Origin of the sequence: Novosphingobium marinum (assembly GCF_013408095.1) — a bacterium.
Taxonomy (GTDB): Bacteria; Pseudomonadota; Alphaproteobacteria; order Sphingomonadales; family Sphingomonadaceae; genus Novosphingobium; species Novosphingobium marinum.
Genome location: NZ_JACBZF010000001.1, coordinates 326073 through 351998, shown reverse-complemented (window position 1 = coordinate 351998; position 25926 = coordinate 326073). Strand labels below are relative to the sequence as shown.

At 64.2% G+C, this 25926-nt stretch carries 25 protein-coding genes; 9 read left to right on the top strand and 16 right to left on the bottom strand.

The genetic code is table 11. The features are described from left to right. Window positions 1-42: 42 nt before the first annotated feature. Window positions 43-1584, top strand: a complete 1542-nt coding sequence (locus FHS75_RS01685) for an AMP-binding protein (RefSeq protein ID WP_179405988.1) — start codon at window positions 43-45, stop codon at window positions 1582-1584. Window positions 1585-1602: 18 nt separating this feature from the next. Here the strand turns inward: FHS75_RS01685 and FHS75_RS01680 are convergent, their stop codons facing one another. Together FHS75_RS01680 and FHS75_RS01675 are read right to left on the bottom strand one after the other, a co-directional pair. Then, window positions 1603-2760, bottom strand: a complete 1158-nt coding sequence (locus FHS75_RS01680) for a phosphotransferase family protein (RefSeq protein WP_179405987.1) — start codon at window positions 2758-2760, stop codon at window positions 1603-1605. A 10-nt stretch (window positions 2761-2770) separates the two neighbouring features. Further along, on the bottom strand, window positions 2771-3532 hold the full coding sequence (locus tag FHS75_RS01675) for an SDR family NAD(P)-dependent oxidoreductase (protein ID WP_268234533.1): 762 nt from the start codon (window positions 3530-3532) through the stop codon (window positions 2771-2773). 179 nt (window positions 3533-3711) lie between these two features. On the opposite strand from FHS75_RS01675, the gene FHS75_RS01670 reads away from it, so the two are divergent. Next, the gene (locus tag FHS75_RS01670) at window positions 3712-4521 is read left to right on the top strand and encodes an SDR family NAD(P)-dependent oxidoreductase (protein ID WP_179405985.1); all 810 of its coding nucleotides are present in this window, start codon (window positions 3712-3714) and stop codon (window positions 4519-4521) included. Between the two features lie 12 nt (window positions 4522-4533). After that, entirely contained in the window at window positions 4534-5376 is an 843-nt protein-coding gene (locus tag FHS75_RS01665) for an SDR family NAD(P)-dependent oxidoreductase (RefSeq protein ID WP_179405984.1), read from the top strand. 52 nt (window positions 5377-5428) lie between these two features. Here FHS75_RS01665 and FHS75_RS01660 read toward each other — a convergent pair whose 3' ends face one another. After that, window positions 5429-7066, bottom strand: a complete 1638-nt coding sequence (locus tag FHS75_RS01660; protein WP_179405983.1) for a GMC family oxidoreductase — start codon at window positions 7064-7066, stop codon at window positions 5429-5431. 127 nt (window positions 7067-7193) lie between these two features. Here FHS75_RS01660 and FHS75_RS01655 point away from each other — a divergent pair, with 127 nt between their 5' ends. From FHS75_RS01655 to FHS75_RS01640, 4 genes are read left to right on the top strand one after another with little or no spacing between them, the layout of a single operon-like run. After that, a complete protein-coding gene (locus FHS75_RS01655; protein WP_179405982.1) occupies window positions 7194-8012 on the top strand; it encodes a hypothetical protein in 819 nt (272 codons plus the stop codon). A 28-nt stretch (window positions 8013-8040) separates the two neighbouring features. Beyond that, a complete protein-coding gene (locus FHS75_RS01650) occupies window positions 8041-10284 on the top strand; it encodes a molybdopterin-dependent oxidoreductase (protein ID WP_179405981.1) in 2244 nt (747 codons plus the stop codon). A 7-nt stretch (window positions 10285-10291) separates the two neighbouring features. Further along, complete coding sequence (locus tag FHS75_RS01645) at window positions 10292-10981, top strand: histidine phosphatase family protein (RefSeq protein WP_179405980.1); 690 nt, start codon at window positions 10292-10294, stop codon at window positions 10979-10981. Further along, window positions 10974-12143, top strand: coding sequence for a sulfotransferase family protein (locus FHS75_RS01640; protein WP_179405979.1), 1170 nt, complete (start codon window positions 10974-10976; stop codon window positions 12141-12143). The genes FHS75_RS01645 and FHS75_RS01640 overlap by 8 nt, the downstream gene beginning before the upstream one ends. A 3-nt stretch (window positions 12144-12146) precedes the next feature. Here the strand turns inward: FHS75_RS01640 and FHS75_RS01635 are convergent, their stop codons facing one another. From FHS75_RS01635 to FHS75_RS01585, 11 genes are all read right to left on the bottom strand, one after another. Next, on the bottom strand, window positions 12147-13073 hold the full coding sequence (locus FHS75_RS01635) for a DUF6473 family protein (protein ID WP_179405978.1): 927 nt from the start codon (window positions 13071-13073) through the stop codon (window positions 12147-12149). A 6-nt stretch (window positions 13074-13079) separates the two neighbouring features. Continuing rightward, entirely contained in the window at window positions 13080-14057 is a 978-nt protein-coding gene (locus tag FHS75_RS01630) for an alpha-ketoacid dehydrogenase subunit beta (RefSeq protein ID WP_179405977.1), read from the bottom strand. 1 nt (window position 14058) lies between these two features. Beyond that, the gene (locus FHS75_RS01625) at window positions 14059-15036 is read right to left on the bottom strand and encodes a thiamine pyrophosphate-dependent dehydrogenase E1 component subunit alpha (RefSeq protein ID WP_229735458.1); all 978 of its coding nucleotides are present in this window, start codon (window positions 15034-15036) and stop codon (window positions 14059-14061) included. After that, window positions 15033-15455 (bottom strand): cupin domain-containing protein, encoded by a 423-nt coding sequence (locus tag FHS75_RS01620; protein WP_179405976.1) that lies wholly within the window; start codon window positions 15453-15455, stop codon window positions 15033-15035. Before FHS75_RS01620 ends, FHS75_RS01625 begins: the two co-directional genes overlap by 4 nt. 9 nt (window positions 15456-15464) lie before the next feature. Continuing rightward, a complete protein-coding gene (locus FHS75_RS01615; RefSeq protein WP_179405975.1) occupies window positions 15465-16880 on the bottom strand; it encodes an aromatic ring-hydroxylating oxygenase subunit alpha in 1416 nt (471 codons plus the stop codon). Window positions 16881-16997: 117 nt separating this feature from the next. Continuing rightward, window positions 16998-18131, bottom strand: coding sequence for an acyl-CoA dehydrogenase family protein (locus tag FHS75_RS01610; RefSeq protein ID WP_179405974.1), 1134 nt, complete (start codon window positions 18129-18131; stop codon window positions 16998-17000). After that, entirely contained in the window at window positions 18128-19333 is a 1206-nt protein-coding gene (locus FHS75_RS01605; RefSeq protein WP_179405973.1) for an acyl-CoA dehydrogenase family protein, read from the bottom strand. The genes FHS75_RS01610 and FHS75_RS01605 overlap by 4 nt, the downstream gene beginning before the upstream one ends. 95 nt (window positions 19334-19428) lie before the next feature. Further along, a complete protein-coding gene (locus FHS75_RS01600) occupies window positions 19429-19959 on the bottom strand; it encodes a nuclear transport factor 2 family protein (protein WP_179405972.1) in 531 nt (176 codons plus the stop codon). 20 nt (window positions 19960-19979) lie between these two features. Next, on the bottom strand, window positions 19980-21425 hold the full coding sequence (locus FHS75_RS01595) for an FAD-dependent oxidoreductase (protein WP_179405971.1): 1446 nt from the start codon (window positions 21423-21425) through the stop codon (window positions 19980-19982). Next, window positions 21422-22033, bottom strand: a complete 612-nt coding sequence (locus FHS75_RS01590; RefSeq protein WP_179405970.1) for a nuclear transport factor 2 family protein — start codon at window positions 22031-22033, stop codon at window positions 21422-21424. Before FHS75_RS01590 ends, FHS75_RS01595 begins: the two co-directional genes overlap by 4 nt. 92 nt (window positions 22034-22125) lie before the next feature. After that, window positions 22126-22923, bottom strand: a complete 798-nt coding sequence (locus FHS75_RS01585; protein WP_179405969.1) for an enoyl-CoA hydratase/isomerase family protein — start codon at window positions 22921-22923, stop codon at window positions 22126-22128. Window positions 22924-23020: 97 nt separating this feature from the next. On the opposite strand from FHS75_RS01585, the gene FHS75_RS01580 reads away from it, so the two are divergent. Further along, the gene (locus FHS75_RS01580; RefSeq protein WP_179405968.1) at window positions 23021-23473 is read left to right on the top strand and encodes a nuclear transport factor 2 family protein; all 453 of its coding nucleotides are present in this window, start codon (window positions 23021-23023) and stop codon (window positions 23471-23473) included. Here FHS75_RS01580 and FHS75_RS01575 read toward each other — a convergent pair. After that, the gene (locus FHS75_RS01575) at window positions 23445-24701 is read right to left on the bottom strand and encodes an MFS transporter (protein ID WP_179405967.1); all 1257 of its coding nucleotides are present in this window, start codon (window positions 24699-24701) and stop codon (window positions 23445-23447) included. The genes FHS75_RS01580 and FHS75_RS01575 overlap by 29 nt on opposite strands. A gap of 139 nt (window positions 24702-24840) precedes the next feature. Here FHS75_RS01575 and FHS75_RS01570 point away from each other — a divergent pair, with 139 nt between their 5' ends. Continuing rightward, the gene (locus FHS75_RS01570; RefSeq protein ID WP_229735457.1) at window positions 24841-25371 is read left to right on the top strand and encodes a VOC family protein; all 531 of its coding nucleotides are present in this window, start codon (window positions 24841-24843) and stop codon (window positions 25369-25371) included. A gap of 13 nt (window positions 25372-25384) precedes the next feature. Here FHS75_RS01570 and FHS75_RS01565 read toward each other — a convergent pair whose 3' ends face one another. Then, window positions 25385-25870 (bottom strand): MarR family winged helix-turn-helix transcriptional regulator, encoded by a 486-nt coding sequence (locus tag FHS75_RS01565; protein ID WP_179405966.1) that lies wholly within the window; start codon window positions 25868-25870, stop codon window positions 25385-25387. Between the last annotated feature and the right edge of the window lie 56 nt (window positions 25871-25926).

Here is a 25926-nt window from a genome sequence, read left to right as displayed (position 1 = left end):
TCAATTCGATGACTCGCCGCAATCGAGAGAACTGGAAGGCACGTGACGCATACGCTGCCCTGGGCCGGGATCGAGGTGCCGACGCTGCATTCCGTCGTGGCGCGACATGCCGCCGAACGATCCGGAGCCCCGGCCACCCTGTTCGAGGGCCGGGCGCTGACCTACGGCGAACTCGACACCCTTGCGAACCGGGCCGCCGCAATGCTCGCCGCGCGCGGTATCGAAAAGGGCGAGACGGTAATCCACGCGGGGAGGAACAGCGACGCGGTGCCGGTCATGGCACTCGCCTGTAACCGGATCGGGGCGATCCCGGTGCCGCTCAACTGGCGTCTCGCTTCCGATGAGATGTCGGCGATTGCGACGGACTGTGCGGCGAGGCTGATCCTTCACGACGACGAGTTCGGCGATTGCGCCCGCGAAATCGCAGCGGCACTGGGCGTCCCTTCGCTGCCTTCGCAAGCGCTGTTCCGGCACGAGGGTGGACCCGCAGATGACTTAGAAGCACACGATGCCGAAGCCACGGCGCTGATCGTCTACACCTCGGGCACCACCGGAAACCCCAAAGGTGTGCTCCTTTCGCATCGTGCGCTTCTCGGCATCAACGTGCTGCGCCCCACGCTCGACTGGGACCGCTGGAGCGAGGACGACGTCACGCTGGTTTCTGCGCCTCTCGGCCACATCGGCGCCTACGGCATGATGGCGCGAACGCTGCTTTTCGGCGGCCTGTCGGTGATCCAGCGGCAATTCGGCGTCGAGGAAACGCTGGACGCCATCCCGGCGGATGGCATCACCAAGCTTGCGCTCGTGCCCACCGCAATCAAGATGCTGCTCGACCATCCGCGTTCGGCGGAGATCGATTATGCCAGCCTCGACACGATCGTGTACGGCTCCGCGCCGATCACGCCCGATCTTCTGCGCCGGGCGATAGCAGCGTTCGGGTGCCGCTTCGCGCAGTCGTACGGGCAGAGCGAGACCGCCGGGCCCACCGTAGCCCTCCCTCCCGACGACCACGACGTCCGGGGGAACGAGCGGATGACCGGTGCCGGTCGGCCCCTCCCCGCCACCGAACTGAAGATCGTGGACGAGCGCGGGCGATCCCTGCCGACCGGGCAGACCGGCGAAATCTGGATCCGGTCGATCGCGAACATGAGCGGCTATCTCAACCGGCCGGAAGAGACCGCCAAGGCGCTCGACGCCGCAGGCTGGGTGCACACGGGCGATGCCGGCTTCCTCGATCCCGACGGGTACCTCTACGTGCGCGGACGCCTGAAGGAAATGATCATCACCGGGGCCGAGAACGTCTACCCGGCGGAAGTCGAAAACGCGCTGGCCGAGCATCCGGGTATCGCCGAAGTGGCGGTGGTCGGCATACCCGATCCACACTGGGGAGAGGCGGTCACCGCGATCGTCGTCGTCGCGGCGGACAACCCGCCCGGCGGCGACGACCTGCGAGAATGGCTGCGCGGAAAGCTCGCGGGATACAAGATCCCTAAGACCTTCCGTTTCGCCGACGCGCTCCCGCTCACGCCGATGGGCAAGATCGACAAGGCCGCTCTGCTGCAACGATTCGGGCCACCCGCATGACCGGGTGACCAGAACGCATCATTCCGGAACGTCGAGCGAATCGAGGTCGTCTATCGCGATGACGAGGCGGCGGATGAATTCCACCGTGGTATCGTAGGGCTGCATGTCCGGCATGTCGCCCGCCGGCGTCAGCGTCATCGTCCACCACGCCAGCGCCGACAGCATCTGCTCGCGATAGTGGTCCCACGCCTCGTCGAACGAGACCTTCGGCCCGCCGGCGGCATGCAGCCGGTCCAGGTAGTAGACGATCAGGTCGCGCTCCATCTCGCGCCGCTGCTCGGGCGTGAGTGCGGTGCCGATGGTGTAGGCAAGGTCGCGCGACCAGTGACCCCGGCAACTCACCTGCCAGTCGCCCAGTCCCATGCCGTTCCCGCGAATATACCAGTTCTTCAGGTGTACATCGTTGTGCGTCAGCGTTTCGGGCAGACCCTTGTGGCGGTCGACCGCTCGGATCGTAGCAGGCCAAACCTCGGCCTCGCGCGCGAACAACCGCTCGGGCACGAACTCCTTCGATGCCGCGAAGCCGTCCTCGCAGCATTTCTGAAACCCGTTGCGCTCGCAAAGCAGGTGAAACCGGTCGCGGAATACGATCATGTCGGCAAATTCGTTTTCGAACCGCGGGCTCTGGTAGTAGGTTCCGTGAACCTTGCCGAGCAGATCCATCTGGCTGTGCGCCAGATGCTCGGTCATCACTGTCTTGTGCGAACAGAACTCGACCTCTGTCGCGAGGTCCTTGAGCACGATGATCGAGGCCCAGCTTTCCGGATCGTAGCCGGCGAAAAAAGCCTCCGGCGCGTCGATGTCGAGCGTCGGCCTTATCTCGTTGAAGAACCGCGTCTCGCTCTTCGTGCCGGCGGTGGACAGCAGGATGCGGTTGGCAAGGTCGTGCGTCGCCTTGCAGAAGACCGACGGCGGCAGGCCCGCCTTCCTGCCCGCCTCGTTGTATTCGACGTAGATCCGCCGCCGGTTCGATGTGCCGCTGTCGACGTCGCCCAGCCGAACCTCGGTGACTTCGGCGCCCGGAGTATCGCGGCACAGGATTGCGGTCATCCATTGCGGCGTGATCGCTTCGTACGAGACGGGAATGTCGCCGTATTCGCGCGCCTTGGGCTGCTCGATCTGCTCGCGCTCGTAGATTTCCTTGATGCGCTGGAACTTGTCCTGATTGTCGGTCACTTCGATCCTCTCATTCCGCCAGCACGCCGCCATCGACGACGAGGGCATGTCCGTTGACGTAGCTTGATTTGTCCGAGGCCAGCCACAACGCGGCCTCGGCCATTTCGCCGGGTTCCGCCATGCGCCCCATCGGCGACAGGTTTTCGAGCATGCTGCGCACTTCGGGCGACTGCGATGCCACTTCCTCGACCATCCGGGTCCGCGTCACTCCGGGGCACAGCGCGTTCACGCGAATGCCTTGCGACGCGTATTGCAATGCCGCCACCTTCGTAGCGCCGATGACGGCGTGCTTGCTGGCCGTGTACGCCGGCTGCGGCCCCGTGCGAGAACCGATGAACCCCGCGAGCGATGCCGTGTTGACGATGGTGCCGCCGCCCCCCGCGATCATGACGGGAACCTGGTGACGGATACAGCGCATCACGCCGTGAAGGTTGACGTCGAGCAGCCTCCGGCTCGATTCCTCGCTCCATTCGCCATCGTCGGCGGCGGTAATCCCCGCATTGTTGAAAGCGCATTCAAGCGAACCGAAATGGCTTGCCGCGCGTTCGATCATGGCGGCGATTTCTGCATCCTGCGTGACATCGACGCACATGGACAGGGATTTTCCGCCCTTTTCCCTGATCGTTTCGGATGTCGCCTCGGCGGCATCGGCGTCGGCATCGGTTACGAGCACGTTCGCGCCGCGTAGCGCGAAAAGCAGGCTGGCGGCCCGACCGATACCGTCTCCGGCACCCGTGACCGTCACCGTCTTGCCAGTGAACCACTGCTCCAGAATTTGCCTTCTCCCCGCCCGAGGCGATTGTGACCTTTACTAGCCGGCCAATCGCAAGCAATATGCTTGTGTACTATTTTCGGGGCGGAGGCCAGCCCCCGTCCGCGCAGCGCGGTGCGGGGGTACGGACTTGCGGGACGGGCGGCTTTCGAAGGGCCGCCGGCACCAGGGAGGAATGCTTGGATTTCCGCGGCAAAGTCGCAATCGTGACCGGCTCGACCCGGGGAATCGGGCTTGCGACCGCACGGATGCTGGCGGCTGGCGGCGCGCACGTTGCGATCAGTTCACGAAAGGCCGATGCCTGCCAAGGCGTTGCGGACAAGCTCAACGAGGAAGGCTTGTCCGCCCTTGCGATACCCGCCCATGCCGCGCGCGACGAGGACCTCGCAAGGCTGGTCGGCGCAACAATCGACCGATTCGGCTCGCTCGATATCGTTGTCGGCAACGTTGCGATCAATCCCGTGTTCGATCCGCTTGCCGACGTCGCTGAGGACAGCTGGGCCAAGGTCCTCGATACGAACGTTTCAGGCCCTCTCCGGCTCGCCCGGCATGCTTATGCATACCTGAGCCGTCCTGGCGGGGCCTTCGTGCTGGTCTCCTCGGTGAACGCACATTTCGGCTTCGTGGGAAGCGGGGCGTACGGCATTTCGAAGGCCGCCGTCGAACAGATGGTGCGCCAGCTCGCGGTCGAATGGGGTCCCGAAGGGCTGCGCGTGAACGCCGTCTGCCCCGGAACGACGGACACCGACATGATCCGCGAACTCGCAGATCGTCCGGGCTTCGCCGAACTGACGGCCCGGTCTACGCCCCTGGGGCGGATCGCACAGCCCGAGGACATCGCCGGGAGCATCTGCTTCCTGGCATCGGCCAAGTCCCGCCACGTGACGGGACAGGTCCTCGTCGTCGACGGCGGCCAATCGATCATGCGCGGGCAATACGGCCCCGACGTGAAACGTATTCGGGACACCAGTCCAAATTCAAAAGAATGAGAGGAGAATCGCATGCGTGATCTGAGCGGAAAGACGGCTGTGGTACTGGGCGCGTCGGCTGAGGGCGGCACCGGATGGGGCATTGCCGAGGCGCTGGCGGCGGCAGGTGCGAATGTCGTGGTCGCGGCGCGGAGCATGGGCCCGCTGCAGAAGCTGGCCGACAAGATCGGCGGTCTGGCGGTCAGGTGCGACGGAAGTTCGGACGAGGACATTGCCTCGCTTAGCGACGCCGCCGCCGAGAAATACGGCAAGATCGACATCGCGGTGAACTCGGCCGCGACTCCCACCCTGTCGATGATCCGCGACATCACTCCCGAGCTCATGCAGCAGGCCGCATCTTCGAACCTGTTCGGCATGGCCTATTTCCTGAAGCACATGACCCGCAACATGCCCGACGGCGGATCGATCGTCCTCATCTCCTCGATGAGCGCCACGCATCCGATCGCGCCGCACTTCTCCTATGCCGCAGCCAAAGCGGGCACGGAGTGCATGATCAAGTATGCCGCGCTCGAATTCGCCGACCAGAAGGTCCGCGTGAACGGTATCCGCATCGCCACCGTCTATTCCGAAATGGCCAAGAGCCACTACGACTCGCCGGGTATCAGCGAGCGTTTCATCCACGAGATCCCGGCCGGCCGGCTCGGCACGCCCGAAGACATGGCCGACACCGTGCTCTGGCTGGCAGGCAACGACTACATCACCGGCAGCATGCTCGACATAGCCGGCGGAAACCAGATCAATCGCTTCCCCTTCCTCGAGGAACTGCCGGGAGCTGGCGAAAGCTACGAAGGCGCCGGTGCCCTCGCCGACCGCGAATCGGGCAAGGGCTTCGATTCCAACACCCTCAAGAAGTAGCCGGGCACGAGGGGGAGGCACCGCCCGGAGGCGGCGGTGCACCTCCTTCGGCTCACGCTGCGGCGGGAATGTTCCGCTGCCGGGCATCCTCGATAATTAGGTCAGACGCGCGCCAGCCGGTCGCCATCGCCGGCCCGTTGGTATTGCCCGAAATCAGCCCCGGCATCACCGAACAGTCGACCACGCGCAACCCGCTCACCCCGCGAACGCGCAGGCGCTGGTCGACCACCGAAGCCTCGTCGCGGCCCATTCTGCAGCTGCGTACCGCGTGCGTGCCGCACAGCGCATGCTTGCCGAATGCGTCGAGGATTTCCTCGTCGGTCTGGACATCGGGCCCGAAAGAAATCTCGCGCTCGATGTATTTCCGGATCGCCGGCTGCCCCATCAGTTCGCGGATGTAGCGAACAGTCTCGACAGCGGTCTTCCTGTCGTCCTCGGTCGCCAGCCAGTTCGGGCTTATCGCCAGGGGCGCATCCGCATCGGATGAGGTGATCTCGAGATGCGCTTCGCTTTCGAGGCCGACAAGCTGCGCGGTAATCGACATGCCCGGATCGCGCTCGACTTCCTGCATGGGCGCAATCGAGTCGTTGACTTCCGCGATGTGCAGTGTCCACCCGCTCCCGTAAAGTTGCAGGTTCGGGCGCGGCCTTTCCGGGCTCGATTTCACGAACGCGCCAACCTCCATCGCGCCGTTCGACAGCGGCCCGGAGCGGAATAGCATGTACTGCGCCAGGCTCCGGGCAAGCCCGACACCGCGCAACCGGTGATTGACCCCGCGTTCGTCGCGCAGCCGGTAGGTCATCATGATGCCGAGATGCTCGAGGATGCGCCTGCCGACGTCCGGACTGTCATGGATCACGTCGATGCCGTTGCGCTTCAGAAGGTCGGCCGGGCCGATGCCCGAAAGCTGGAGCAGCTTGGGCGAAATCAGTGTCCCCGCGCTCAGGATGATCTCGCCCCGGCAGTTTATCCGCTTCGCCTCGCCGTTCACGGTGCAGTCCACGGCAACCGCCCGCCTGTCCTCGAACAGCACGCGGCGCACCTCGACCCCGGTCATCACCTCTAGATTGGGGCGCGAACGGACCGGATCGAGAAACGCGACCGCGGAGCTCTGCCGCTTGCCGCCCTTGATGTTGTAGCAGTAGTAGCCGATCCCCTCCTGATCCTCGCGGTTGAGGTCCTCGTAGTGGCGGGGAAGGCCCATCTGGGTCCCGGCCTCGATCAGGGCTTCGGAGAGAGGGTAGCGAAACTTGTTCGTGCAGATGTGAACCGGCCCGCCCTCGCCGCGAATGCCGTCGTCGCCGAGTTCGTGGTCCTCGATGGAGCGGAAAGCCTGCTTCATGGCGTCCCATCCCCACTCGTCGCCGGCTTCGGCTTGCCAGTTCTCGTAGTCCTGCGGCTGGCCGCGAACGTAGATCATGCCGTTAATCGCCGAGGATCCACCCAGCCCCTTGCCTCGCTGCCAGGTCTCGGCCTTGGACTTGCCGCCACCCACGGCGTAGTTCCAGCAGTGCTTCGGGCTCATTACCAGCTTGCCGATGCCCTTGGGCATGTCGACCAGGAAGTCGCGATTCTCGCCCCCGGCCTCGAGAAGGAGGACGCGGGTGGACGGATCGGCGGAAAGGCGGTTCGCCAGCACGCAGCCTGCGGACCCCGCACCCACGATGATATAATCGAAAGCCTCTGGCATGTGTCGTCCCTTCCCGTTCACTTGCGGCCTCTCGATGATCGATCCCGATGTCGCCCGAGCCGTCTGGACTAGTATAGTAACATGACATACTATCTCGTCCAGAAGCATAAGAACACTGGGAGAACCGATGCGCGACGCCGGTCTGGAAAGCATCCTCGTCGTGTACCAGAACCCGTTGGAAGGGCGTCTTTCGGCCTACGACGACTGGTACACGAACGTGCACATTCGCGACGCCATGCGCCTCGACGGTGCGATCGCGACACAGCGTTTCGCGGTCCATGCCCTGCAACCGACGATCGAAGGACAACGGGTGACGCCGAGATTCTGGGCGCACACCATTTACGAATGGGAAAGCGCCGCCGCCTCGGTGCAGGGGCATTCCGAACGGGCGGGCACGGAGCTCATGCAGATCACGGGCGATGCCAGTTTCACAGGCCTTCGGGATTTCTTTTTCCGCCCTGAGCACCTCTCGCACGGTTGGGAGCGCGAGGCCGGCTTTCGCGGCAGCGCGAGCGCGGTGATGACCGCGCTTCTCGAACCGGCTGGCGATCCCGACGATTTCGCGAAGTGGTTCGCCAGCGAGCACGCCCCGCACACCACCTCCCTGCCGGGAATCGGGAGCGCTTCGCTCTTCAGCCTGCACGAGGAGCAGTCGCTGCCGGTCGCGAGCGAGTTCCCGCTGGTCGCTGTCTACGGCCTGTCCGACGCGGCGCAAGCGATCGCGGCCTGGAGCGAGCGCCACGCGGCCGGCGATCCCAACGACCTCGGCTACAGAACTGCGCGCTACGAAATCGGCTGCTGGGAGCCTCGCACGCCGCGCCTGATGGCCCGTGACGTTCTCTCCCCCTCGCCCGCCGCCCTCGCCGAGGAAACGCGCGCGCGGGCGGCCTATGCCGATCGCTATCTCGCAACGCAGCAACTCGAACAGCGACTGGCCTCCATCTGATCATGGCGGGGCAAGGAAGGACTTACGCATGACATCGGGCACCCAGCTTCATTTCCGCTCGTGCCCCTTCTGCGAAGCGGCATGCGGGACGCGCGTGACCGCCAATCACGTCCTCAGAACTATCGAGGACGTCAGAGGCGACCACGAAGACCCGTTCAGCAAGGGCTTCGTCTGCCCCAAGGCCTACGCGCTGACGCAATTGCATTCGGACCCCGACAGGCTGCGCAAGCCGCTTCGCCGCAAGGGCCGGGACTTCGAGGAGATCTCGTTCGAGGAGGCCATCGCAGAGGCTGGCGACAGGTTGCGGGCCATCCAGCAGAAGCACGGCCAGCACTCGGTCGCCTACTATTTCGGCAACCCTACCGGCCACAAGCCACCGTTGCTGCTGTATGGCCCCGTTCTGATGAAGGCGCTGGGATCGATGCAGGTCTACTCGCCCGGCACGCTCGACCAGATCCCGAAGTTCTACAGTGCGGTCTACATGTTCGGCGGGCCGCTGATCCAGCCTCTCGCCGATCTCGACCGGGTGCGGCACCTGATTGTCATCGGCAACAATCCGGTCGTCTCGCAAGGCTCGATGATGGTCGCGCCCGGCATCCGTCGCCGCCTCGAAGCGATCCGCGCGCGTGGCGGCAAACTGGTCGTCATCGACCCAAGGCGCACCGAGACGGCGGCAATCTCGGACGAGTACGTCGCGATCCGGCCGGGCACCGATGCTCTGCTGCTGCTGGCGATGGCGCACGTGATCGAGCGCGAAGGACTGGTCGACCTCGGCAACGTCGAGGGGATCACGCGCGGCCTCGACGATGTCCTGGCCATCGCGAGCCGCTTCCCGCCCGAACGCGTCGCGGCAGCTACCGGGATAGCGGCGAACACCATCGAGCACCTCGCCCTCGAATTCGCGCGGGCGGACGGCGCGGCGATCTATGGGCGCACCGGAACCTGCACGCAGGCTTTCGGCAGCGTCACGTCCTGGCTGATCGACGTGCTCAACACGATCAGCGGCAATCTCGACAAGGTCGGAGGAAATCTCTTCACCGGCGGCGGCATCCCGCTCGGCGTCCTGTTCGAGGACAATTGCGTCGACGGCGTATTCCCGTCCGGGCGCTGGCATTCGCGCGTGGACGGATTGCCCGAAACCGTCAGCATGCTGCCGACCGCAGGGCTTGCGAACGAGATGCTCGTGCCGGGCGAAGGCCAGGTGCGGGGCTTCGTGACCCAGGCCGGCAACGTGATGCTCTCCAACCCGAACGCCGCCAAGCTTGAGCGTGCGTTCGAAAGTCTCGAGTTCATGCTTTCGCTCGACATCTACGTGAACGAGACGACGCGCCATGCGGACATCATCATACCCGGCCCTTCATATGCGGAGCACTCGGACTTTGCAGCGGTCACGCCATACGAAACCATCCGGAAGTTCGTGAAATGGGCGCCACCCGTCTTCGCGCCCGAGCCGGGAATGCCGCACGACTTCGAGATCTTCAACGGCATCGCTGCCCGGCTCAAGGAAACGACCCCCGAGGAAATCGAGGAAGCCTACGTGCGCGAGACGATCCAGGTTGCACTGGACAACGGACGCCCCGAAGCACGCGAGGTCCCGTACGAGCAGGCGCGCGCGGCAGTGGGCGACGAGCCCGGTCCGGACCGCATATTCGACATCCTCATCCGCGGCGGACCGATGGGTGATGCTTTCGGAGCGGTGCCGGACGGCCTTACTCTCGAGAAGGTGAAGCAGCATCCGCACGGTCTCGATCTCGGCCCCCTCGACGAGGGCATGCTGCCCGGCATCCTCAGGACGCCCGACAGGAAAGTCGATCTCGCGCCCGGGCCGCTGGTCGAAGATGTCGCGCGGCTCGAAGCCTCGCTCGCATCGCTCGAAAACCGCGACACCATGCTGATGATCGGTCGTCGCACGATGCGCTCCAAGAATGCGTGGATGCACAACATTCACCTGCTGGTGAAGGGTAAGGACCGCTGCACTCTCAGGGTTCATCCGGACGATGCCGAGCGGCTCGGCCTTGCAACCGGCGGGAGTGCGAGGGTCGCGACCGATATTGCCGAAGTCGTCGCACCGGTCGAGGTAGACGACGAGATGATGCCCGGTGTCGTCAGCCTGCCGCACGGCTGGGGGCATGACATGGACGGGGCGCGCCAGCAGGTTGCGCGCGAACATCCCGGTGTGAATGCAAACTCGCTGATCGACGAATCGATGATCGACGTTCCTTCGGCATCGAATATCCTCAACGGCGTGCCGGTACGCATAGAGGCCGCCTGACCAGACGATGACCGACAACGCCGACGAAGAAAACATCGCGCACCGGTCGCAGCGACGCTTTCGCCTTGGGAGCGGCGCGCGCCAGATCGTGCTCGTCCGGCACGGCGCCAGCATCGGCCCGACAGTCGATACGATCGAACTCGGATCGCTGACCATCAGCGACCCGGTCCTCTCCGACGACGGGCAGGTGCAGGCGCGCGCTCTGGCCGAAGCGATCCGCCACGAGGCAATCGATCACCTGTTCGTCACGCCGCTGCGCCGCACGCAGCAGACGATCGCACCGCTGGTCGAAGCCATCGGAATGGAGCCGCGCGTTGTCGAGGACCTGCGCGAAGTGCATCTCGGCGACTGGGAGCAGGAGTTCTACAAGCATGCTGCCGCCAGACACCCGCTGATCGACCGGATGCATGCCGAGGAAACGTGGGACGTCATCCCCGGTGCCGAGCCGATGGCGGAATTCTCTCAGCGCGTCAGGCGCGGGATTGCCCGGATCGTCTCCATGACCGAGCCGGGCGAGACGTCGCTGGCAGTGTCACACGGAGCCACCATCGCGGAAATCTGCCGGCAGGCGACCGGCAGCCGCGGCTTCGCCTTCATCGCGCCCGAGAACTCCTCGGTCTCGCGCCTCATCGTTCAGGCCGACGGGAGCTGGAAGCTGCGCAGCTTCAACGACGTTTCGCACCTGCGCCATGTCTGACGGGCCGGGCACCGGACGGGCCGAAGGCCTGATCGAGTGCGCGGCGCAGGCAAGCGGGCTGGAGCCACGCGGTGTCGATACGCTACTTCCCGGCCTCGCGCGCTTCTGCGAGGCCTACGATCGCGAATCGACGCCGACGCCGGACGGACGCAGGACGACCGATGCACTCATTCTCGAAGTACTGCAGGCCCGCTTCGCCATCGAGGACTGGATCGCAAACCGCCCCGAGGTCTTGCAAGCGCCCGTGAAGCGCCCCGTCTTCATCCTCGGCCTGCCGCGCGCAGGCACGACCGCGCTGTTCAATCTCCTCGGCCACGATCCGCAGCGGCGCTTCTACTGGAGCTGGGAAAACAACCGCGAAGTTCCCCCGGCCCTCGCCGCGCACAAGACGACCGACCCGCGCATCGCCCGCAAGAAGGCGGAAATCGAAGCGGCGCTCGAAGCCGGTCTGCTCGATCATCGCCAGCACGTCGAGATGGGCGACCAGCCTGCCGAGTGCATCATGCTGATGGCGCAGGACTTCAAGTCCTACCTCTGGCTCGCCCGCGGGCTCGTCCCATCGTACTTCGAATGGATGCTGCACGAGGCGGACATGGACGCGGCCTATCGTCACCACCGGCGCGCGCTGCAGGTCATGCAGTCCGGGACGCCCGGCAAGTGGACCCTGAAACTGCCCAATCACGCACAGGCGATAGACGCGATCCTGAGGGTCTATCCGGATGCCCGGATCGTCGTGACCCATCGCGACCCCGTGAGGTCCGTCGGCTCATCGTGCGATGCGGAGCTCTTTTTCCTGAACCAGTGCAACGAGGGCATCGACAAGGCCGCCCTCGGCCAGCGCACACTTGCCTTGCTTGCGACCGAGATGGATCGCATCGATTGCGCGCGTACCGGGCGCGAGGCGAGCTTTCACGATTTCCATTTCCGCGACTTCATCGACGATCCCGTCGGCGAAGTGCGCAGGCTCTACGCCTTTCTGGGCGACGATCTGTCGCCCGAAGTCGAGTTGGCGATGCGCGGAGAACTGTCCGATGCCGAAACATTGCGAAAGGAAGTCGGCAGGCACGAATACGACCTTGCCGATTTCGGCCTGAGCACTGCCACGGTGCGTGATGCCTTCGGCGACTACATGGACCGGAACCGCGTAACGCCCGAAGCCTGATCGTCAGGCGAACTGCCGCACCACCGGTTCGAGCGCGGCTGCCGCGTCCTCGTGCATCTCGGGCGAGGGATAATAGTAGTTCTTCGAATAATCGATGTCGTATTCGGGTCCGTCGCGCCGCCCCGAATCGCCGAATGGCTTGCCGGTGAAGCGGTTCACAAGCGGGCCGCCCATGCCAAGGTCGCTGCGGCATTCGGCATAGGCATCGCACCGGTCCGCCACGGCCTGCATCGTCTCGTGATCGATCAGTTGCGGGAATTCGCCGACAAGGCCATCGACAAAAAAGCTCGTTTTCTTTCCTGCAGCCTCGGCAGCGATCTGGTCGCGGATCGCTCCGCGGTCGATCTCGTAATCGGGTCCCCGCCGCGAATACCAGAAGAAGATCACCGGCACGCTCAGCCTTTCGATCAGCCTGAGCGAACTGTCGATCCAGCTTTGCCGTGACTCCCGCATACGCTCGATCGCGCCGTCAATGTCCTCGGCAACCAGCGTCTTCCAGGCTTCCGACGAAGTGACCTGCTCTCCGCTCCGGCGATCGCGGACGAATTCGACAAAGCCGTCCGCCTCGTAGCGGGCATTGCTTTCCGACCGCGCGGCCATCGCCTGAAGCACGACGAAGCGCCCGCGGTTCATTGCCTCGATCAGCGAATCGAACTGCGTGTAGAAGCCCGGCCCTGCCCCGCCGACCGCAAGGTTGAGTGCTGGCATGCCGAGGCTTTCGGACAACAGCGTGGGGAACGGACGCGGGAAGAAGCAGCCGTAGGTCTGCGCCGCGCCGATGCACGAGAAGAACGATCCTTGCTCCGCCTCGAACGGATCGAAACCCGGCCCGCGAAACGGAACGTCACAATCCCGCACATGGAATTCCTGATAGTCGACCAGGTCCCAGTCGCGCGGCTGGTAGTTTGGATGCCAGGTCGCCCTTGCCACAACCGTCTACGCCACTGTTTCCCTGATCGCGTCCACGATGCTCTCTACCGACGGGTAGAGCCCCTTTTCCATGACCGGAGCGAACGGAATGTGGGTGTCGGGCGTGCATACCCTGCGCGGGGCTGCCTTGAGGCTCGCGAACGCGGTTTCGGTGACGCGGGCGAGGACTTCTCCGGCAAAGCTGCCGGTCCTGTGAGCGGGATCGACAGCCACGATACGGCCGGTCTTTCGAACCGACCGGAAAATGGTTTCCTCGTCGAGCGGCTGAATCGTCTGCGGGTCGATCACTTCGACCGATATGCCTTCCTGCCCGAGCTTCTCGGCGGCCTTCATCGAAAGCCCCACGCTCGCCGCGACGGCGACCACGGTCACGTCGGCGCCCTCGCGCTTCACTGCGGCGCGGCCCAGCGGGACTGTCCGGTCGGCCTCATCGTCATGATCGCATCGAACCGAGGTGCTCCAGAGGTTGAAATCCTCGAAGAAAAGCACCGGGTCGTCATCCCGGATCGCGGTTTTGAGCAGTCCCTTCGCGCTTGCCGCATCGGAAGGGACGACGATCTTCAGGCCAGGCACGCCAAGGAAGAACTGGTAGGGCCGGTCGGAATGCTGTGCCGCGCTGCCTGCGTTGTAGAACAACGATGCGCGCAGCACGATGGGGACGCTGGTCTGCCCGCCGTAGATGTATCGCGACTTTGCCGCGATCGAGATGATCTGGTCGCACGCGGGATAGAGAAAAGGCGAAATGGTTATGTCCACCACCGGTCGCATTCCGACCATGGCCGCCCCGATTGCCGTTCCGATGACTCCCGCCTCGGCGAGGGGCACGTCGCGGACCCGGACCGGCCCGAATTCGTCGAGGAGACCGGCGGAAGAGCCGTAGAGGTTCTGGCGCAGGTCTTCGCCCATGACGAAGACGTCCGCGTCCCGCCGCATCTCTTCGGCCATCGCATCGCGCAGCGCCGCCAGGAAATTGAGCTTCGCCACCTCAGGCCCCGGTTTCGAGCGTGGTTGCATAGACATGGTCGAAGGCCTCGGCCGGGTCCGGATCGGGAGAGGAACGCGCGAATTCGATGGCGTCGCCGATCTCGGCTCCGACGTCTTCCTCGGCCTTGTCGAGATCGCCCCTGGAAATGACGCCTTCGTCGAGCAGCCTGTCGCGGAACAGCGCTATCGGATCGCGCTTGCGCCATTGCTCGACCTCCGCGTGTTCGCGGTAAGAGAGGTGGTTCAGACCTATGGCGTGTTCCTCGAACCGGTAGGTCTTCGCCTCGACAAGCGAAGGCCCGCCTCCCGAGCGTGCCCGGTCGACCGCAGATTTCACGACCTCGTAGACCTCGAGCACATCCTGCCCGTCGACGACATGTCCCGGCATGTCGTAACCTGCGGCGCGCGCGGCGATGTGCTCCACCGACACGGTTTCGCGCGCCGGGGTCGAGATCGCGTAGAGGTTGTTCTCGCAGAAATAGACCACCGGCAGTTTCCAGATCGCTGCGATGTTGAGCGATTCGTGGAATGTCCCCTCGCTCGACGCGCCGTCCCCGAAGAAGCAGAGCGACACGCGGTCTGTGCCTTTCATCTGCGCGCCAAGGGCCGCACCCGTGGCGATCGGCAAACCCGATCCGACGATGCTCGTCTCACCGAGGCTACCGACCGAAAAATCCGCAAGGTGCATCGATCCGCCCTTGCCCCTGTTCACCCCGGTGGAGCGCGCCATCAGTTCCGCCATCAGGCCGCGCAGCGATGCGCCCTTGCCGATGGGGTGGCCATGCGAACGATGCGTTCCGACCATGTAGTCGTCTTCGCGAAGGGCCACGCAAGCGCCCACGATCGCGCCTTCCTGCCCGGGCGTGGTGTGCAGGCCGCCTGCCAGTTCACCCTTGGCGAGCAGGTCCACGGCTGCCGCTTCGAAACGACGGATGCGCACCATGCGGCGATACATCTCGAGATGCAGGCTGTTCTTCACTGAACACCGTCGATCAGGACCACGGCCATGCGCACGATGCCCTTCCCGCGATTGAGCCACCCGTGGTTGGCAGCGCGTTGCACGAAGGTATCGCCGGATTTCAGCACGGTCTCTCCCTCGTCCATGACGAGCGTGAGCTCGCCTTCGAGGATGATGCCGAAGTCGATGGTCTCAGTCAGGTGCATGTAGGCCGCCTCGCCCTCGGTCGCCGGCGGAAATTCGGCCACGCGAAAGACGCTTCCGCCCGCAGGAGGCATCAGTTCCCAGTCCTCGCCAGATTGCTTGGGTCCGGCTGGCTGGGGCGAGCGCCAGATTTCGTAGACCCGCGCGCCGCCGCCCATGTCGGTTGCCGGCACCGCGGCATCCTCCGCGATGGCCCCCCGGCCCATCGCCTGCGCGGTTACAATTCGGCGCAGCATGCTCCGGCCTTATCCGTCGAGCTCTGCCACCCTGTCGACGATCAGGTTGTTCCAATGCTGGATGAGCTGTTCCTGGTAACGGCCGAGCCTGGTGAACGATTCCTCGGGGTTCGCGGCATGCGCGCCCTTCTGGATGAGCGGCATGTTCGACATGTCCTGATCGAAGATGAAGCCGAGAAAACCGAAGGGGGGTACGTTCTCGAAAACGCTGTCGTCCGGTCCCAGTTCGACCAGCTCCGCCGGGGGCGGCGTCTCGCGGCCTTCCGGGCAAGGCAGCATCAGGCGAACCTCGAAAAAGGCTTGTTCCGGATCAGTCGGATGCGGAGTGAACTGGTAGGTCATAGGGACCGCTTCCGTCATCCAGAACGCGGCATGCGGGAACATGAAGTACAGAAAGCTGTCCAGCATGGCGGCATCGGGTATTTTCGAATCGCGCCCGTAAAATTCCTTGATTGTCTTGCGATGCCACTCGGCTGCCTGGAGACGAAGATCCTTGTCGGGATCGAACTCCGGATATTCGTGCCCCGGATAGTGCCAGTCGACCATGGCCTGAGCGAACATCTGCGCCGCCTCAACCGCAGAGGCATCAGCCGGAGCGTGCATGCTCGGCTGGGCGGAAGGCGTGACGTTGCGACCTACGTGGCCGTTCTCGCCGGGCCAGACGTCGTATTGCGCCTGCGCATCACCTGTGAAGGGCACTGCCTCCGGATGGGTCGCGTAGAGGTGGTAGGCTTCCTGGAAGGCCTCCTGAGTGACCTTCCAGTTCGCCTTGACTTGCTTGCGAAAGCGCCCCGCAGTGTAGCGCCGCTTGAACTCGAATTTCTCGAAGTGAGACTTCAGGACGCTAAGCGCCTCGTCGAGAGGTGCGCAGTCCGGATCGGCATTGATGAAGATGAATCCCCCCCAGCGATCGAGCTTGACCTCGGGGAGTGAGGCGTTGTTGCGATTGAGGTCGGCGAAGTCCCAGTGACTAGGGATGCGCTTCAGCCGTCCGTCGATGTTCCACTCCCAGCCGTGGTACGGGCAACGGATCGTATCGCCCGCCTCCTGCTTGGCGCAAAGCATCGTGCCGCGGTGGAGGCAGCTGTTGAAGAAGGCCTTGAACTCGTCCTCGCCCGTGCGGACGATGAAATAGGAGTCCTTGCCCACCTGGTACGGCGTGCGGTCGCCGATGTTGGGCAGATCTTCCTCCCGGCAGGCGTAGAGCCAGGACTTGCGCCAGATTGCCTGCTGTTCGGCCGCGGCGAACTTCGGGTCGTAATAGATACTGAAATCGACCTTGCGCTTTTCGGGTTCGAAGTCGCTGGCGTCCTTGAGCACGGGATGGTCGGGATCGAACTTCTCGCGTGCCCAGAGGACCTGCGCCAGCGGTCGTTCGTCGGAGCCGTAGCCCTTGAGAAACTTCTGCGGATCTGCCTCGGCCATGAAAACCTCTCTAGTGCGTGTGTCCCGCCGCGCCGCGATGCGACTCCATCGCGCACGTTCTTATGTCGGTCGATATGATATGCCTGCATATCATATTAAATCAAGGCGTCGCTTCGATCAGTCCCGGTCGCACCGGTCCGTGGCTTCGGCGAAGCGATTGACGTGCATATCGGTGCCGCCGAACAGCCGTGCAATCACGAAAAGTCTTCTGTAGTAATGGCTTATCGGAAGCTCTTCGGTTACGCCGATACCGCCGTGAAGCTGGATCGCCTGGCTTGCCACGAAAAGTCCGCCCTCGGCGACCTGCACCTTCAGCGCCGAAACCGCTGCAGAGCGCTCGCCGGGGGAGCGTTCGACCGCGCACAGGGCGTGGAAGAGCAGCGAGCGCGTCATCTCCACTTCGATCAGCATGTCGGCCATGCGGTGCTGGAGCGCCTGGAACGACGACAGCGTGGTGCCGAACTGGGTCCTTGTCTTGAGGTAGTCGCGCGTGTCCCACAGCGCCGAGTGCATTACTCCCAGCGCTTCCGCGCCGAGTGCGAGAAGCCCGTGATCGACCGCCAGCGCCAACGCGGCCGAAGCGGCATCGCCCCTGGCCAGCATTGCTTCGGCTGCAACCACAAGATCGAGATCGACATCGCAGACCCGGTGGCTGTCGAGCAGGCGGTAGGGGTTGAGCGCAACGCCCTCTCGCGAAGCATCGACGAGGAAAATCGCCGGACCCTCGGGACCGGTTGCCGATACGATCAAATGCCCGGCAAGCGAGGCCCCTTCGACAAGCGACTTGCGGCCGACGATGCGGAACCCGTCTGCAACCGCTTCGTAAGTCGTTCGCACGACGGTGTAGTCGCCACGTCCCTCCGCCTCTCCCAGCGCGAGCGCAAGCCGCGCCTCGCCCATGACGAGGCGCTCGATCAGATCCAATGCGGCGGGTGTTTCGCAGGCGGCAAGCAGTTGCGAGATCGCCACGTGCGCGGCGAACGGTTCGGTGACGAGGCCCTTGCCAAGCTCCTGGGCGATAACCGCATTCTCGACCGGACCGCCACCGAAGCCGCCCGCCTCTTCGGGCAGCCCCGCGCCGAGCCAGCCGAGTTCGGCGAAAGTGGCCCAGTGACCGGGATCGACGCCCTCGTTTGACCTTATTGCGGCGGTGCGCTTGTCCCAGTCGTACTCGCGCTCGACGAAACGGGCGACGCTGTCTGCCAGCGCCTGCTGCTCGGGCGAGTAGTCGAAATTCATCGGATCGCTCATAGTCCCAGCGCCATCTTCGCGATCAGCGTCCGCTGGATTTCGTTCGCTCCGCCGTAGATCGTCGTAGCCCTGCGGAACATCGCTTTCGCGCTTATGCCGACGCCGTAATCGGGAACCGGCGGCGCCAGGTCCTCGTCGAGCATCCTGTGTTCGCCCTCCGTATTGGGGCGCACGGCCAGCCCGGCATCGCCGAGCGCCTCGGTCGCAAGGTCGGCAACACGCTGGCGGAGTTCGGACCCGCGCACCTTGACGAGCGAGGCGACGTTGGCATTGGCGGGATCGTCCTCGTTCGAAAGGACGCGCAGCACCGCGTATTCCAGCGCCAGCGTATCGATCTCGATCCGCGCCAGCTTGCGGCGGAACGTCTGGTCCTCGATCAGCGGCCTGCCGTCCTTGCGTTCGAGTCCTGCGATCTCCCGCAGTTCGGCAATGTCGCGCTTGGTGTGCGGTACCTCGGCGCTGTTCGTGCGCTCGTTCATCAGCAGGAACTTCGCGTAGGTCCAGCCCGACCCCTCGTCCCCGACGAGGTTTTCTGCCGGGACGCGCACGTCCTCGAAGAACACCTCGTTCACCGAGACGCCTTCGTCCATCGTCCAGATCGGACGCATCTGGATGCCGGGGCTCCTGAGGTCGACAAGCAGCGCGGAAATGCCTTGCTGCGGCTTTGCTTCGGTATCGGTGCGAACCAGCAGGAATATCCAGTCGGCGTGGTGACCCTCGGTGGTCCAGGTCTTCTGGCCGTTGACGACGTATTCGTCGCCTTCGCGAACCGCGCGGGTCCGCAGCGACGCGAGGTCCGACCCGGCGCCGGGTTCGGAGAAACCCTGAGCCCAGAACGTCTCGCCCGAGCGGATGCCGGGGAGGAAGCGATCCTTCATCTCGTCGCTGCCGAACGAGTAGATCACGGGAGCGACGAGCTCTGGCCCGATCCGGTCGACAGTCGGCGCGCAGGCAAGCCGCGCTTCTTCCTCGAAGATGAACTTCTGGATGCCGGTCCAGCCCGGCCCGCCGTATTGCTTTGGCCAGTGCGGCATCGACCACCCCTTGGCATCGAGGATGCGGCACCACTGCGCCTGGTCGTCGCGGCGGGGATGGTAGTCCCAGCGCGCCCGCTTGCGCAGATCCTCGGGCAGGTTTTCGCGGATGAAGGACCGAACTTCGGCCCGGAATTCCTCATCGGCCTTGCTGTAACAGGGCTGCATCTCTTCCTCTGATCGGTAGCACGCGCCGGGCGCGCGCGAAATATGGTGCGCAAGTATACCAGTTGGCGGGGATTGGCAAACCGGCGGCGGCGACCTTAGGTGCCGCGCTGCATCAGGGGAAGCGCATCATATGAATAGTCGTCCTCCGCCTTTCCGGTTTCTCCGAGCGAGGCGAGCAGCTCCTCCTCGCTCTCCTGCACCGGTTGCGAGACGATTGCGTCCCAGACCAGCTTGCGACGCGCGATCCGCCATTCGCCGCCGCGTTTCTCGTAATTGTCGAGGTAGCGACCGTGGACGACGAGGTGCGTCATTGGCTCGATGGTCTTGTGATAGGCGGTGAAATAGAGCTCGCCGTCCGCGCGATTGCCGTCGATGCGGAAGGACCTGGTGTGAATCTGGTGCTGCGTGACCGAGAAGTTCGCCATCAGTCCAGGCATCGCCTCGATAAATCCGTCCACCTCGCCGGCGTAGGCCGTACCATGCTCGTCATGCGCACCGGGATGATAGACCGAGCGGAGCAGGTCCATGTCGCGACGGTCGATTGCGCGCGAGTAGCGCCCGGCCAGATCGTCGAGCGCGATCCGCGCCATGAGATAGTCGATGTCGGCATTGCGGACTTCGGACACGGTCGTCTCCCTTTGCGCTTCTACGCCGCCGGTTCGCTCGACCGGGCCGCAAGGGCCTGCTCGCCCGCGACGGTCCCGGCATGACGCCCGAAAATGACTGCGCTGCCGATGCTCGTACCGCCGCCGGCATATCGCTTGCCATGAAAGCAGCCGAGCGTTTCCCCGGCGGCGTAGAGGCCCTCGATCACTTTCCCTCGGGTATCGAGCACCTGCATGTCCGCGTTCACATCGAGCCCTGCCGCCGTAAAGCCGATGATCGCGGGGCGCACCTCGACGGCGTAGAAAGGCGCCTCTTTCACGGGGCTGAGCGGCCTGCCGTTGCCGTCCTTGCGGAACACGCGATCCTCGCCAAATTCCTCGATATCACGGTTGTATACGCGGATGGTTTCCTCGACCGCGTCGGCGTCCAGCCCTGCCATCGCGGCCACCTCGCGGATCGTGTCCGCCTTGTGCACGACGCCCTTTTCGACCTCGCGCTCGATGGTGATCTCTTCCCAGCTCGATGTGGCAAGGCCGCTGTTGTAGGGATCGGCATAACTGAGGTCGTCGCCATTCTCGACCATGGTCTTGCGATCGAAGATCGCCCAGCACCGCCGACCGGGCTGCTCGTTGATCAGGTAGCCGCATACGGCATACGAATCCCACTCGGCCATGAACCGCTTTCCGCTCTCGTTCACGGCGACGATCCACGGCGGCAGGAACGCCTCGACGTAGCGGCTGTCGAAGCACGGAGTGGGCTGGATCAGCCCTCGGTCGTAACCGGTGATCTGCGCGTCGACGCTTTCGCCAAGCGTGATACCGTCGCCCAGGATGAACGGGGCGTCGCGGTGGACTGCCCAGGTTCTCTCGCCGTGATAGGCGGCAGAGGGAAACCACTTTGCGAGCATCTCGGGGCTGTTGCCGAACCCTCCCGTCGCGATGACGACGCACGGCGCGCGCAGCTCGGTCTCGCCGCTGCGGATGCCGACTGTCCGACCGTCCTCCATGAGCAGGCCATCGACCCGCGTGCCCAGCGCGGTCTCGACACCCAGAACGCCTGCACGGTTGATCAGCACATCGGAAATGCCGAGGCCGAAAGTCTTCGAGGTATGGCCGCGCTCGACACCGCTCACGTCGGAGTGGACGAGCATGTTGGCCGGAAACTCGCAGCCCAGAGACGTCAGCCAGTCGACCATGCCGGACGACCGGTCGGCGTACATGCGGATCAGGTCTGGCCTGACCGCATACTGGTTGAGGACGAGCACGTAGTCGTAAAGGGCGTCGGCGCTGTCCTCCACGCCCGCTTCGGCCTGTGTCTTCGTATCCGCAGCATAGACCACCCCGGTCGAATTGCGTGTAGCGCCACCAAGGTGATCGTCCGCCTCCACGACCATGACCGAGGCGCCGGTCTCGGCTGCCTCGATCGCGGCGGACAGGCCTGCGGCGCCCGATCCGATGACGATAACGTCGTAGTCGAAAGCGCTCATTCGGCGGCCTCCCGCGCGGGAATGGTGTTGAGATAGACGGGATCCTGCCTGTCGCGTCGACCGGGCAGGTTGAAGTCGGCAACGCCTCCCTGGTCGGTTATCCGCATGCAGGGGCGAATATCGTTCCACTCGTTGGTGATCTTTCGGCGCAGGATTTTCCATTCGCCGTTCCGCCGCTCGAACAGGTCGATGTAGCGACCGCCGCAATAGTAGTCGTGGAAGTTGTCGATCAGCCCCTGCTCCTTGACGCGCGCGGCATAATCCTCGCCGAAATAGGGAACAACCGCCTCTTCGCCGCCATGGCAACGCTGATAGGCCCAGTAGTAGGCCTCGGACGTCGCGAAATCGCCGTCGACGTCGATCAAACAGTGTGTCACGGTGTGAATCCCGTCGAGGATCACCTGCCGCAGCGTCGGAATGATGAACTCGGCGAACTCGTGCGCGTTGCCGGAGAACGAGCCGTGGTCGTCGGTCGCCTCGGGGTGATAGACGGTCTTCAGCAATTCCAGATCGCACCGGTCTATCGCCCGGCAATAGGTCATGAGAACCCTTTCGATTTCCTGGCGATCGAGAACGAGACGAAGCTGGGCCTCGAGCGATTGCGACATGATATCCCTTCCCGTTTCAAGCAGCCGGCGCTCCCGGCCTTTAGGAAGATAGTAGCCTATCGAACTATCTCCGGAAAGCCCCTTGCGAAAAGTCAGCGTCCCTTGAATTCAGGCCGGCGCCTTTCGAGCATTGCGCCGATTCCCTCGCGGAAGTCCTCGGTATCGAGGCACAGTCCCTCGTAGGCCGCGCCGATCTCGAAAACGGTCGAGAAAAGCTGTCGCAGCGGCGCGTTGGTGGCCATCTTGGTATAGCGGATCGCCGATTGCGCCCCGCGTGCGAGCCTGGCGGCATATTTCGAAACGCTCTCGTCGAGTTCGTCGGCGGGAACGGCGAAAGTGATGAGGTTCATGTCCTCGGCGTCCCTGGCCGCGATCGCCTCGCCAGTGAGCAGGTAGTGCTTTGCCTTCGCATAGCCGATCAGCTGCGGCCAGATGAACGCCCCGCCATCGCCCGCCGCCAGCCCCACCTTCACGTGCGGATCGGCAAACCGTGCGTCCTCCGCTGCGAAGATCACGTCGCAGATCAGCGCGATAGACGCTCCGAAGCCGAAGGCGTCGCCATTGACCTTGGCGATGATCGGCTTGGGGCAATCCAGCACAGACTGGACGATGCGGCGAATCACCCGGATTTCCCGGACGAAGGGCTCGCGCTCGCCGCGCATCTGCTTGCCCAGCCAGTCGCTGTCGCCGCCGGCGGAAAACGCCCTTCCCGCGCCGGTCAGGACAATCACGTCGCTGTCGGGGTCGTCGGCTGCCTCGTCGAAAACGCGCCCGAGTTCGACATGCATTGCGTGGCTCACCGCATTCAGCAACTCGGGACGGTTCATCGTGATGGTCAGGACGCGCCCCTCGCGCGAAAATGCCAGGCTCTTGTAATCTTCGAAATTCACGCACGCTTCTCCTCAGGGTTCGGTCCAGACGTGACAACCGGCTCCGCCATGCATAGGAACGAGGTAGTTCGCATGGCAACCATTGTCTGGAGGTCCGATGCCGTCAACCGCCGAAACCCTACTCGCGATCGAGGAAATCAAGAAGCTAAAGGCCCGGTATTTCCGGTTCATGGACTTGCATGACTGGGACGGTCTCGCCGAGGTCTTCGCGCAGGACTGCGTGTTCGACCCGCACGGCGCACTCGAAGAAGAGCCTGACAAAACCGGCCTCGAACCGATTCGCGGCCGGGAAGCTGCGGTCGATCACATCCGCAGCGGCATCAGTCCCATCAAGTCCGCCCACTTTGGCCACATGCCTGAAATCGAGATACTCTCCGACACCGAGGCAACCGGCATCTGGTCGCTGCTCGATATCCTGCGCCCGCCCGGCGGCGAGCCCTTCGTGCTGTTTCGCGGCTATGGCCACTACCACGAGACTTACAGCAAGGCCGACGGGACATGGCGCATCGCGAGCCTGCGTATCACGCGGATGCTGGTGGAGATGACGTGACGGTCGCCGCTACGGGGCGATAGACCAACATCAGGAGGCCGATGAGCACGAAGCTGGCGACGTGCAGCATGATGGTCGCCGCGTAGCCGCCCGTCGCCTCGAACATCGCACCGGCAAGCGGCGGTCCACCGAACAGGAACGGTATCTGGAGAAGGTAGCACAGGCCCATCGCCAGCCCCAGGTTGCGGCTCCCCAGCCATTCTCCCATCGTGGCGCCGAACAGGGGCACGATGCCGTTCGAACATATCCCGACGAGTATCGTCAGGCCGAGCAGAAGCGGCAGCGTGTCGGCAAAGAGCAGCCCCAGCCAGCCCGGGATGAGCGCGAAGGACAGGACGCCGAATGCTCGGCCGCCGCCGATCCTGTCGGAAAGCCATCCGAATATCGGTGCTCCCGCAACACCCGCCAGGCCGAAGCCCGCGAGCAGTATCGACGCTTCCTCGAGCGGCAGACCGCGCTCCATGCCAAGCGAAACGATCTGGGTCACCATCACGAGCCCTGCCGCGCTCAGAACCGCGACAGCAAGCGTCAGGACGAGGAACGGCATAGAGCGCAGTATCTGGCCGCTGGTCATGGTCGCGGCCGCTTCTGATGCTGCTGCGTCCACGACGCTTGTCGCTCCACGCGCGCTCTGCCCGATGCGGGCGGGATCGTCGACGAGAACCAGGATCAGCGGCAGGAGCGCCAGCAACACGAATGCGCCTGCGGCAAAACTCGAGGAGAGGCCGAAGTTGGCCAGCGCGAAAGCGGCAAGGATCGGAAATGTCGCGTTTCCGAAGGGCATGCTGATGATCCCCAGCGCCCGCCCTCGCCCTGCGACGAACCAGTTGCCGATCACGGCAGTGCACGGAATGACGGCGTAAAGGCAGAAGCCGGGTCCGACGAGCAGCAGGTAGGCTCCCAGGAGCACGAAGATCTCATTCGTCTGTGAAACCACAAAGAGTCCCGCCGCGTTCAGCACGACGCCCACGGCCATGAGGACCTTCAGCGGATACTTGCGCATCAGCGAACCGACGAGCGGCGACATCAGCCCCATGCTCAGCGTCAGCATGCTCACGCCGGCCGATGCCAGTGCGCGGCTCGTGTCGAACTCTCGGTCGATCGCCCCCACGAGCGCTCCGTACCCCGCAAAATTGACCCCGAGCGCGACATTGAGGATCACGAAGCAGATCGCGACAGCCCGCCAGCCGTGAAAGGCGGCGTCCCGATCGATTTCAGGTCCGGTCATTGCAACTCTCCCTCCCCGCCACGATCGCTCCCGGCAATCGTTTGCCATCGTACTATCTGCAGGATATGGCTCTTGGCAATACAGCCGCGCGGCGCTTCTTCCGGTGACGATGCGATCGCGGTGGAGCAAGGAGAGAGCCATGTCGTTCCTGCCCGGCGGACCTGCCCGCCAGATCGCCTATTTCGTGCCCGATGCGATCGAGGCCGCAACGCGGCATTCTGCGCTGTTCGGCTCCGGCCCGTACTATGTGGCCGAGCATATCCCGCTGGTGACGTGCCTCTACTACGGTGAACCCTCGCACTTCGACCATACCTCCGCTTACGGCCAGTGGGGCGAGGTCATGGTCGAATTCGTGCAGCAGAACAGCACCGAACGATCGTGCTTCACCGATCTCTATCCCGACGGCAAACAGGGCATGCATCACGTCGCGCTGATCGTGGACGATCTGGCTGCGTCGATGCGGGGTTTCGAGGAAGCCGGGCACCCCGCCGCGCTCTACGCCGAGGTCCAGCCGGGCGCAGGGTTCGCGATGATGGATTTCGTCAAGGAACTGGGCCACTTCATCGAACTATACGAGCCCACCGAAGCGCTGCTTGGCGTCTACGACCTGGTCAGATCGGCCTCGATCGGATGGGACGGCAGCGATCTCATCAGGAAATTCGGCTTCTGAGCGACCGCCCGTGTCACTGGCTTTCGCTGCGCAGCATATCGATCAGTTCGGACGCGAGATGGCTCATGTCCCGCAGCCTTTCCTCCCCGAATTCCGATACGAGAATGCGGTCCATGTCGGCGCTCGCCCCCAGCAGCGGCTCTCGAAGCGACCTGCCCTTTTCGGTCAGCGCGATCATGATGACCCTGCGGTCGCGAGGATCCCGCTTGCGCTCGATGAAACCCGCCGCTTCCAGCCGGCCGAGCGTCTTGCCCATGGTCGCCTTGCCGATTTCCAGCCTGCGCGCGAGTTCGACTTGCGAAAGCGGTTCCTCGAGCCAGAGTTCGCCGAGGACATAGGCCTGTGCCGGCGCGATGCCGGTAGCCGCGATGCGCGCCATGTAGTCGGCCTGCAATATCCGGGCGAGAAGCTGCATCTTGTAGGGAAGCGAGTCCTTGAAAGTGCCCGGGCTTGCCTGTTCCCGGTCATCGGCGGACTGTATCAACTGGCTTGCGTTCATCGCCCCGTTCACTCGCTAGCGGCCGATGTCACGCCAGACCGCGCTTCCCGTTCGGG